The sequence below is a fragment of the Micromonospora sp. MP36 genome (assembly GCF_008119785.1).
GTDB lineage: Bacteria > Actinomycetota > Actinomycetes > Mycobacteriales > Micromonosporaceae > Micromonospora.
Map to the genome: position 1 here is coordinate 69,104 of NZ_VSFA01000027.1, position 10,554 is coordinate 79,657.

Annotated in this window: 7 protein-coding genes; 5 read left to right on the plus strand and 2 right to left on the minus strand. The window is 74.2% G+C overall.

Annotation, left to right across the window (positions count from 1 at the left end; translation table 11 throughout):
- Positions 1-6 precede the first annotated feature (6 nt).
- The gene (eccCa, locus tag FXF52_RS19580) at positions 7-3,972 is read right to left on the minus strand and encodes a type VII secretion protein EccCa (protein WP_148798604.1); all 3,966 of its coding nucleotides are present in this window, start codon (positions 3,970-3,972) and stop codon (positions 7-9) included.
- Positions 3,973-4,142: 170 nt separating this feature from the next.
- Between eccCa and eccD the strand changes: the two genes are divergently transcribed.
- The gene (gene eccD, locus FXF52_RS19585) at positions 4,143-5,540 is read left to right on the plus strand and encodes a type VII secretion integral membrane protein EccD (protein ID WP_148798606.1); all 1,398 of its coding nucleotides are present in this window, start codon (positions 4,143-4,145) and stop codon (positions 5,538-5,540) included.
- Here the strand turns inward: eccD and FXF52_RS19590 are convergent.
- Positions 5,524-6,696: a type VII secretion protein EccE gene (locus FXF52_RS19590; RefSeq protein WP_148798608.1), complete on the minus strand. Its 1,173-nt coding sequence runs from the start codon at positions 6,694-6,696 to the stop codon at positions 5,524-5,526. The genes eccD and FXF52_RS19590 overlap by 17 nt on opposite strands.
- A gap of 164 nt (positions 6,697-6,860) precedes the next feature.
- Between FXF52_RS19590 and eccB the strand changes: the two genes are divergently transcribed.
- The 4 genes from eccB to FXF52_RS19610 all read left to right on the plus strand — a co-directional run.
- Positions 6,861-8,330, plus strand: coding sequence for a type VII secretion protein EccB (gene eccB, locus FXF52_RS19595; protein ID WP_148798610.1), 1,470 nt, complete (start codon positions 6,861-6,863; stop codon positions 8,328-8,330).
- 114 nt (positions 8,331-8,444) lie between these two features.
- The gene (locus FXF52_RS19600) at positions 8,445-8,819 is read left to right on the plus strand and encodes a hypothetical protein (protein WP_148798612.1); all 375 of its coding nucleotides are present in this window, start codon (positions 8,445-8,447) and stop codon (positions 8,817-8,819) included.
- Positions 8,812-10,050: a WXG100 family type VII secretion target gene (locus tag FXF52_RS19605; protein WP_148798614.1), complete on the plus strand. Its 1,239-nt coding sequence runs from the start codon at positions 8,812-8,814 to the stop codon at positions 10,048-10,050. The genes FXF52_RS19600 and FXF52_RS19605 overlap by 8 nt, the downstream gene beginning before the upstream one ends.
- A 110-nt stretch (positions 10,051-10,160) precedes the next feature.
- Positions 10,161-10,554 (plus strand): PadR family transcriptional regulator (locus tag FXF52_RS19610; protein WP_148798616.1); only part of this gene is annotated, 394 nt, incomplete at its 3' end.

Here is a 10,554-nt window from a genome sequence, read left to right on the forward strand (position 1 = left end):
CCGACCCTAGGCCGGCTCCGTCCAGGCGGTCTGGATCAGCTGCTGGCCGTCCCGGCGGCGGACCAGGGTGCCCCGGCCCGGCGGCTGCGGGCTCGGCCGCAGGTTGCCGAAGACGGCGCCCTCCTCCCGGCTGCCGGACATCAGCAGGCCCGGCGAGTCCAGCTCGCGCAGGCGTTGCAGCACCGGCTCGTAGAGGGCGCGCGCCACACCGCCCACCCGGCGGGTGATGATCAGGTGCAGGCCGATGTCCCGGGCCTGCGGCAGCAGCTCGTGCAGCGCGCTGAGCGGGTTGCTGCCGCCGGAGGCGACCAGGTCGTAGTCGTCCACCAGGATGTAGAGGTCGGGACCCTGCCACCAGCTCCGGTCACGCAGCTGGGCGGTGGTCACGTCCGGGCCGGGCAGCCGGTTCTGCAGTGCGCTGCGGATCGAGCCCAACCCCTGGCTGAACACCTGGTTGGACGGCGCGTAGTCGAGCAGGTGGTCGCCCTCCACCGCGCCCAGCAGGCCGCGGCGGTAGTCGGCGATGACCAGCCGGGCCTGGGCCGGGGTGTACCGCTCGGCGATGCCCCGGGCGATCAGCCGCAGCAGGTTGGTCTTGCCGCACTCGGCGTCGCCGAACACGGTCAGGTGCGGCTCGCCGGCCAGGTCCAGGTAGACCGGGGCGAGCGCGGACTCGTTGACGCCGATCGGGATGCCCGGGACCGACCGGTCGATGACCTTCGCCAGCTCGGTGACCGGCAGCTTGCGCGGCAGCAGCCGTACCTTCGGCGCCGGGCGGCCCGACCAGTTCGCCGCGACGTGCCCGGCCAGGGCGACAGACGCCTCGGTCAGGTCCTCGATGTCGCGCTTGCCGTCGATCCGCGAGACCCCGGTGAGGAAGTGCAGCTTGTCGTGGGTCAGACCGCGGCCGGGGGTGCCGACCGGCACGTTCTGCGCGGCCCGCCGGTCGATCTCCGACTCGGCCGGGTCGCCGAGCCGCAGCTCCAGCTTCGTACCGAGCAGATCCCGCATGTTGATCCGGATCTCCGCCCACCGCACGGCCGTGACGACCACGTGTACGCCGAAACCCAGCCCCCGGTTGGCCAGGTTGGTGATGGTCTGCTCCAGCTCCTCGTATTCCTGGCGCAGCGTGTTCCAGCCGTCGACCACCAGGAAGATGTCGCCGAACGGGTCGTCGGCGAACTCCCCGGCCGCCCGGCGGCGACGGTAGCTGGCCATCGAGTCGATGCCGTGCTGGGTGAAGCGGAGCTCCCGGTCGTCGATGACCGCGACCACCTCGGCCACGGTCCGCCGGACCGCCTCGGTGTCCCGCCGCCCGGCCACCCCGGACATGTGCGGCAGCCGCTCCAGGCTGCGCAGCGCGCCACCGCCGAAGTCGAGGCAGAAGAACTGCACCTCGCGCGGGGTATGGGTGAGCGCCAGCGAGGCGAGCATCGACCGCAGCATGGTGCTCTTGCCGCTCAGCGAGGCACCGACGATCACCACGTTGCCGCCCGCGCCGGACAGATCGACCATCATCGGGTCGCGCCGCTGCTCGTACGGGCGGTCGACGATGCCGACCGGCACGGCGAGCCGGCCGCGCCCCGGCCAGTTGGCGGTGGTCAGGCCGAACGTCGGGTGCACGCTCAACGGCGGCAGCAGCTCGGCCAGGCCGGGCGGCTCGGCCAGCGGCGGCAGCCAGACCTGGTGCGCCGGGCGCCCCCGCCCCTTGAGCCGGTCGATCAGCACGTCCAGCATGGCCACCGCCTTGCCGTCGGCCGCCTGCTCCGGCTCCGGGGCGGTCTCCGCCGGGCTCGGCAGCGCCGGCGCCGGCACGTAGTCGATGCCGTACGGGACGATCCGGCGTTGCACCTGCGCCCGGGTGGACCGCTGCACCTGCCCCGGCGCCCGGTACGGCCCGGAGACGTACGCCGCCCGGAACCGGAGCATCGTGCTGGTGTCGGTCTTGAGGTAGCCGTGACCGGGCGCGCTCGGCAGCTCGTACGCGTCGGGCACGCCGAGCACGATGCGGCTCTCCACGGCCGAGAAGGTACGCAGACCGATCCGGTACGACAGGTGGGTGTCCAGACCGCGCAGCTTCCCCTCCTCCAGCCGCTGCGAGGCCAGCAGGAGGTGCACGCCCAACGACCGGCCGAGCCGGCCGATCATGACGAACAGGTCGATGAAGTCCGGCTTGGCGGCGAGCAGCTCGCTGAACTCGTCACAGATGATCAGCAGGCTGGGCATCGGCTCCAGCGGCTCGCCGGCCGCCCGGGCCTTCTCGTAGTCGTACCGGGAGACGTAGTTGCCGGCCGCCCGGAGCACCTCCTGGCGGCGGTTCATCTCGCCGGCCAGGGCGTCCCGCATCCGGTCGACCAGCGGCAGCTCGTCGGAGAGGTTGGTGATCACCGCGCTGGTGTGCGGCAACGCGTCCAGCGAGGCGAAGGTGGCACCACCCTTGAAGTCGACCAGGACGAAGTTGAGCTCCTCGGACGAGTGCGTCACGGCCAACGCCGCCACCACCGTCCGCAGCAGCTCGCTCTTGCCGGAGCCGGTCGCGCCGATGACCAGACCGTGCGGGCCCATGCCCTCGTGCGCGGACTCCTTGAAGTCCAGCTCCACCACGTTGCCGTCCGGCCCGAGGCCGAGGGGGATACGCAGCCGGTCGCGGTGGCTGCGCGGCCGCCAGGTCTGCTGCACGTCCACCGCCGCCGCGTCGCCGACGCCGAGCAGGTCCGGCAGCTCCATGCTGCGGGCCAGCGGCTCCTCGGTGCTGGCGCCCTGCTGCTGGGAGAGCCGGTAGGGGGCGATCTGCCGGGCCAGCCCCTCGGCGGCCGTCATGCTGAGCCGGTCCGGCCGGCCGAGCCGGGAGGTCGTGGTGCCCCGGACCAGGTCCAGCCCGCTGCCGTCGCCGGCGTCGAGGCAGAGCAGCCAGCGGCCGGCGTCCCGGGGCACCGTGCCGGAGAGGTCGATGACCGTGGCGCCGAGCAGGCCCGGACCCATCAGCGCGCAGGTCGGCGCGACCTCGCCGCCGTCGAGCACCACCACCACGTGCGGGGCGGTGGTGAGCGGCTTCGCCTCCGGGGCGAACCGGGGCCGGCCGCCCAGCTCGTTGGCGAGCGCCGCCTCCGCCTCGGCGAGACTGGCGAAGACCATCCGGCGCGCGCCCGCCGCGTCCGTACGCCCCGGGTGCTGGGCGTGCGGCAGCCACTTCACCCAGTCCCACACCGGCTGCCGGTCGGCTGCGGCCACCACCGCGACGATCAGGTCCTCCGGGGCGTGGAAGGTGACCAGTTGGCCCAGGGCGGCCCGGGTCAGGTCGAGCACCGACTCCCGGTCGCCGCGCAGCACGATCCGGCTGAACGCGCGCAGCGAGAGCGCGGTGGGCAGGTCCGGCACGCTGGAGTGGGCCCGGACGAACCGGCGCAGCGCGATCGCGCTCATCGGCTCCAGGTCCTCCACCGGCTTGGTCTCCGGCGGCACGATCTCCACCGCCAGCCGCTGCGGGCCGAGCGCGATCCGGGCCTCACCGAAGTCGTCCTCGGTGATCCGCCGCTCCCAGAGTCGGCGGGAGGCGGCGATCGACCAGAGCGCGTCCGGCTCCGGGTGCCGCCAGGTCATCGCGGAGCGCTGCTGCTCGGCGGCCCGCCGGGTGCGCTTGCGCATCTGGGCCAGGTAGCGCATGTAGTCGCGCCGCTGGGCGTTCAGCTCCGCCTTGTCGTTGCCGCCGTTACCCAGCGTGCCGATCGCCATGCCCAGCATGGAGACGCCGAAGAGGCCACCGGCCACGTACGTCATCATGCCGCCGCCGCGACCGGCGTAGAGGAAGGCCATCGCGCCGACGCCACAGAGCATCGGCAGGATCATCAGCACCTGCCCCATGCCCTTCGACTGCTGCTCGGGCAGCTCGGGCGGAGACTCCAGCAGCACCTCCCCGCGCGGCAGCGCGGGCCCCGGTTGACGCGGAAGTCGGCGGAACACCACCGTGCTCACGGCGTCTCCTCCCCAGAAGCGGCCCTGATCGTGGTCTGCCACGACCCGAGTCGTCGGGTGGGCAACCTGTGCGACCGCCATCGTAGGTAATCTCCCGGAGGCGCCGTGGACCCGTGTCGGGGGACGCCCGCCGGCCGAGGTGGATCGTAGGCGAGCACGAGGAGGCCAGAGTGGCGACGAAGACCGCAACCGGCGGGCTGAGCCGGATCACCATCGTGGCGCCGCGCACCAGGATGGACCTGGCGTTGCCGTCGGACGTCCCGTTGGCTGACCTGCTGCCCACGCTGCTGCGGTACGCCGGTGAGGACCTCGCCGACGAGGGCGTGCGGCACGGTGGGTGGAGCCTGTCCCGGCTCGGTGGGCAGCCGCTGGACGGCGGCCGTACCGCCGCGCAGCTCGGCGTGCGGGACGGCGAGGTGCTCTACTTCAACCCCCGGACCGCCGCCGCGCCCGAGATCGTCTTCGACGACGTGGTGGACGCCGTCGCCACGGCCACCAACCAGCGCCCCGGCACCTGGCAGGTCGGCACCACCCGCTCGTTCGCGGTGCTCTTCGCCGGGGCCGCGCTGACGGCCGGCGCGGCGGCGGCGCTGTTCGCCGGGCCGCCGCAGCTACCCGGCGCGCTGGCCGCGCTGGTGGTGGCGATCGCCCTGCTGGTGAGCTCCGCGGTGCTGTCCCGGGCGGCCGGCGACAGCCGCACCGGCGCTGTGCTGGCCATGGGCGGCCTCGGCTACGCGGCGATCGGCGGCCTGCTGGTGCTCGCCGGCGACCGCAAGCTGGCCGACCTGGCCAGCCCGCACGTGCTGCTGGCCGCGACCGCCGCGGTCCTGTTCGCCGCGGTGGCCGCGCTGGCCGTCGGCGACCGGCTGCCGCTGTTCCTCGGCGCGGTCGCGGTGGGCGTGGCCGTCGGCTTCGGCGCGGCGCTCTGCCTGGCCTTCGGCATCGGCCCGGCGGCCGCCGCGGCGGTGGTGGCGACCGTCGCGTTCGCCGCCCTGCCGGCGCTGCCGATGATCGCCTACCGGCTGGCCCGGCTGCCGGTGCCGTCGATCCCGACCGGCCCCGACGACCTGAAGACCGACACCGAGTCCGTCGAGGGCCCGCAGGTGCTGCGCAACAGCGAACGCGCCGACGCGTTCCTCACCGGCCTGCTCTGGACGGTCTCGGTGCTGGTGCTCGGCGGTCAGGTGGTGCTCGCCGGCAACGGCCGGCTGCCGGCGGTGCTGCTCTGCCTGGTTCTGGCCCTGCTCTCGCTGCTGCGGGCCCGCCCGTTCATCGGCCGGGCGCAGCGCACCCCGGTGCTGCTCACCGGCACCGTGGGTCTGGGGTTGGCCGCGGCAGCCACCTTCGGCGCCGGGTCGCTGTCGGTCCGGCTGGGGCCGATCCTGGGCGGGCTGCTGCTGACCGTGGTGATCAGCCTGATCTACGGCCTCAGCGTGGCGGGCAAGCGGATCTCGCCGGTCTGGGGACGTCTCCTCGACATCGTCGAGATCCTGCTGATCGTCGCCGTGGTGCCGCTGGCCGCCTGGGTCTGCGGCCTCTACGGCTGGATCGTCAACCTTCGACCGTGACCGTGCCCATCACGGTGGCGACCGGGGCGGTGGCGTAGACGCCAGGACCGTGCTGCCCGTCCAGCGGGCGGGCCGGCACGCCGCTGCGCTTGGCGACGTCCCGGACCACCTTCACCAGCGCCTCGGCGTGGCCGTCCATCGCCGCCACCCGCAGCAGCGGGGGCACCCGGCGGCCGCTCGGCAGCACCACCGCCGCGACCGTGTGCGACGGCGCGGAGGTGGCGGTGACCGCGTCCACCAGCGCGCCCAGCGATCCGTTGGGGCGGACCCGCAGGGCCAGGCAGCGCTGGGTCCAGCCGCCGCCGCGCAGGCTCGTCCAGCTCTCCACCGGCGCCTCCGGGGCCAGGTCGAGCCCGGCGCCGGAGACCACCGCCGTGTGCAGCTCGTCCCGGCTGAGCACCCGGTGGCCGAGGCCCGCGGCGTTCAGCGCCTTGCCGAGCCGGCCGATCCCGGCCGCGACGGTACGGTGCACCCCGCGCATACCGCCGCCCCGGCTCACCGTCTCGGCGCGGGCGTCGGAGACGGAGAGGCGCAGCGCCACCCAGACCGTGCGGTGCGCCGCCGGCGGAGCTCCCGGCGCGGGATACCAGACCAGGGTGTGCGAGACGACCTGGGTCTGGGTGACCGGCCCGGTGAAGTCGGCGAGCACCGCGAGGGCGCGGTCCACGGTCGCCGCCTCGACGGACCCGGCGGGCGCGCCGGGCCGGCCGGTCAGCGCGACCGCGGCGAACCAGCCCCGGTCGTCCTGGCCGATGCCGAGCCGGGTGCCGCGGTCGGTCAGCTCGACGACCGTCAGCTCCGGGGCGAGCGCGGCCAGCCGCGGGTCGCCGGACGGCACCGCGCCCCGGGCCCGGCCCCGGCGGCGGCGCAGCCGGCGGCGGAGCGTCAGGTCCTCGTACCACCAGCGGCCGCCCCGGCGGGCGAACGCGACGACGACGGACAGCACGGCCAGTACGGCGACCAGGGCGAGGAGCCAGGCCGGCCCGCCGGTGGCGAACCAGACGGCCAGCGCGGCGCACTCCAGCACCACGAGCTGGCCGACGACGACCGGGCCGAGCCGGCCACGCCGGCGCTGGTCGGCCGGGGTTACCGGGCGGTCCGCCGGGGTGGCGGGGGCGGTGGCCGTACGACCGGGTGGCGCCTGGACCTGCGTCATCGGTAAGCGTCCCTTCTGGACATCCTGGGCTTCCGCCCCGGCGGTGCGTCGCCGGAGGACGGGCGGGGGTCCCGGTGAACCGCCGACGGCCCCTTATCGTAGGGAAGCCCGCGGCGGAGTTCTGGACCCGATCGCCGCGGACCCACCCCTGCCGGAGGTTAGTCATGCGGACCCGCCGCGATCAGGTGCAGGCGTACCGCTTCGTCACCCGCCGCATCGTCTCGGCGCTACTCTCCGGCGACCCGGAGACCAACGACCTGCCGATGCGCCGGCTCGGCATGGCGGTGTTCGGCAGCGTCATCGCCGCCGCCGTCGTGCTCGGCGGCGCGGGCGCGTACGGGCAGCTCACCGGCAACGCCGCGCCGCTGGAGTCGAACACGCTGGTGATCGAGCGGGAGACCGGCGCCACGTACGTCTTCACCGACGGGGTGCTGCACCCGACGCTCAACTACGCCTCCGCCCGGCTCATCCTCGACGAGGCCGACCCGACGGTCCGCACCATGTCCCAGGCGTCGATCAAGGAGCGCCCGCGGGGCCGCGCGGTCGGCATCGTGGGCGCCCCGGACGACGTGCCAGACCGCAAGTCGCTGGTCGGCCTCCCCTGGTCGGTCTGCGACGTGCCCGACCCGGCCGACCCGCAGCGCTCCACCACCCGCCTGGTGATCGACCGGCCCCTGCCGGGTGGCACCCCGCTCACCGACCGGGCGGTCCTGGTCCGGGTGAACGACGCGCGGTACCTGCTCACCGGCGGCTCCCGGCTGCGGGTGGTCGGCGACGAGCAGGCGCTGGTCGCGTTGAAGATGGCCGGAGCCGCCACCCTCACGGTGGGGCAGCAGCTGCTCAACGCGGTGCCGGTCGGGCCGGCGCTGCGCAAGCCGACCATCGACGGCGACGGCAGCTCAAGCGGCCTGACGGTGGGTGACCGGCCGGCCAAGGTCGGCCAGGTCTACCGGGCCGCGGGGAACCACTACGTGCTGACGAAGCAGGGGCTGGTGGCGATCAAGGAGGTGACCGCGCTGCTGCTGCTCGGCGGCGGCGGACAGATCACCGACATCACACCGGACCAGGCCGGCCAGCTCCTCACCGATCAACGGCTGGAGCCCGAGGGGCTGCCGGACAAGCTGCCCACCCTGCACGAGGTCCGCGCCGGCCGGACGGTGCTGTGCGCCAGCTACCGGGCCGGGGCGCCCGGCCTGCCGCCGGTCACCACGCTGGAGGCCTTCGACCAGCCGCCGGCCGAGCTGAGCGCGGCGGCCGGGGTGCCCGCCCGGCAGACCTCCCGGGACGCCGTGCGGACCGCCGAGAGCGTGCTGCTGCCGGGCGGCAAGGGCGTGCTGGTGCAGCCCACGGCCGGGGAGAGCGGGAAGCCGGCGACCGGTGCCACGGTCTACCTGATCACCGCGCAGGGCGTCCGCTACCCGCTCGGGCCCAACGCGAAGGCCGCGCTCGGCTACGGCGACGTGACGCCGCTGGCGGTGCCCGCGTCCCTGCTGGCGCTGGTGCCGACCGGGCCGACGTTGGCGCGGAGCGACGCGCTGGCCCACTTCGATCCCGGCGCCGCCCCGAGCGGTTCCGCGACGAACAAGGCGGGCGGCGACCAGCAGTCGGGGGCGGGCCCGGCCCAGGGCGGCTGACGCCGAGCGCCGTCCGATGTGGAACAGTGGCGGCCACGGGTCGCCCCGGCTGGGCCGGGTCGACTAACCTGAGCGTGGCCAACGGTTATCGACGAGGACTACGGGGATGCAGCCATGACCGGGCGCACGACAGTGGACGTGCTTTCACTGGAGGACTTTCACCAGCGACTGGGGCGGCGACTCAGCGAGGCCGAGTCGGTGCTGAAGAAGCTCAACACGGAGATGCAGTGCCGGCCGCCCGAGCTGGGCACCTTCACCGACGCGACCGACAACGCCCGTCGCTACTCCGAGACGCAGACCAGCTTCGCCAACCACGTCGAGCGGCTGCGCGGAGCGATCGAGGCCGCCCAGAAGGCGACCAAGGCGATCATGACCAACTACAAGACCGCCGAGGCACGCAACGCCGCCGCCGCGGCCGACATCGTCGCCGCCCTCTCCGGCCTGGACGCGGCGATGAAGCCGACGAAGGGGGAGGATCCGCGTGTCTGAGTACGTCCAGCGCTACCAGCACGTCAGCCACAAGGAGCTCTACCAGGGCGTCACCTCGGGCGACCCGAAGCAGGTCGACGGGCTCAGCGCCCAGTGGAGCTCGCTGAAGGACACCCTGGAGGGCCTCGGCCGCGACCTGACCGATGACCTGGACGCGCTGGCCAAGACCTGGACGGGCGACGCCGCCCGGGAGTTCCACCGCCGGCTGAACCTGGTCGTCGGCTACTCCGGCAACCTGGCCCAGGGCATGGCCGACATCCGGCAGGCGCTCGACATGATGGCCAGCGAGCTGCGGACCGCCCAGACGAAGGCGGAGAGCCCGGAGGAGACGGACGACAACGACAAGCTGCTCTCCGGCGCCGGCAAGGGGTTCCTGGTCGGCGGGCTCCCGGGTGCGGTGATCGGCGGCATCGTCGGTCACCAGCAGGACAAGGAGGAGCAGGAGAAGGCCCATCAGCGGATGGTGCAGGTGGTCGCCAACCTCGCCGAGGGCTACGACTTCTCCGCGTACGGCCGGATCGTCGTGCCGGAGCCGCCCGACCCGAGCCTGCCGGGTGACGGCGACCCGACCAACCCGACGCTGAAGAACGGCCCGTCGGTGGGCACCCCCTCCGCCGGCCCGACCTCCGGCACCTTCGGGCCCACGGCGGGTGCCACCGCGACCACCTCCGGCGTCCACCACACGGGCCCGAGCAGCGGCACGGTGGGCGACGGGCCGACCGGACACCCGGGCGCGGGCAGCCCCGGCACCATCGGCTCGGTCGGCGTCGTCGACCCCACCGGCACCTCACTCGCCGGCGCTGGCCAGATGGTCACCAACCCGACGGCCCCCGGCCTCCCCACCAGCACCGCCAGCGCCCCCACCACCGTCCCGAGCGGCGGGGGTCAGGGCCTGCTCTACGGACTCCCGAACGGAGGCACCGGCGCGCTGGCCAGCTCGGGTCCCGGCACGGGCAGGGTCGGCGGCATGCCCGGGGCCGAGAACCGGTCCGCGGCTGGCACCGGGCGGCTCGCCTCGGGGCGGGGCCTCACGGTCAACGCGGAGGGTCGTGCCAACGGCGGCCGGGGCACCAACGCACGGCCCGCGATGGCCGGGCGCAACGGCGTCCTGGGCGGGCGTGGCACCTCCGACGAGGACGAGTCGGAGGAGCGGCTGACCTGGCTGACCGAGGACGAGATGGTCTGGGGTGACGGCAAGGCGGCCCCGCCGCCGGTGCTCGGCACCAACTGATCGCACGCTGACCGACGGCGCGGCGTCCCTCTACTGAGGGGCGCCGCGCCGTTCGCGTTCGCGTACCCTGGTATACCTACGAGGTATACCAGGTGTGTATAGTCTCGCCCATGTCGATCGGGCACACCTTCCTCGGGCTGCTGGAGTCCAGCCCCCGGCACGGATACGACCTCAAGCGGGCGTACGACGAGCGGTTCGGGCACGCCCGGCCCCTCCACTTCGGCCAGGTCTACTCCACCCTCTCCCGGCTGCTCCGCAGCGGCCTGGTCGAGGTGGACTCGGTCGAGCCGGGCGAGGGCCCGGAACGCAAGCGGTACGCGATCACCCAGGCGGGCGTGACCGACGTCCAGCGGTGGTTGTCACAGCCCGAGAAGCCGGAGCCGTACCTGCAGAGCGTCCTCTACACCAAGGTGGTGCTGGCGCTGCTCACCGGCCGTCCCGCCGACGACCTGCTGGACACCCAGCGCGCCGAGCACCTGCGGCTGATGCGCGAGCTGACCCGGC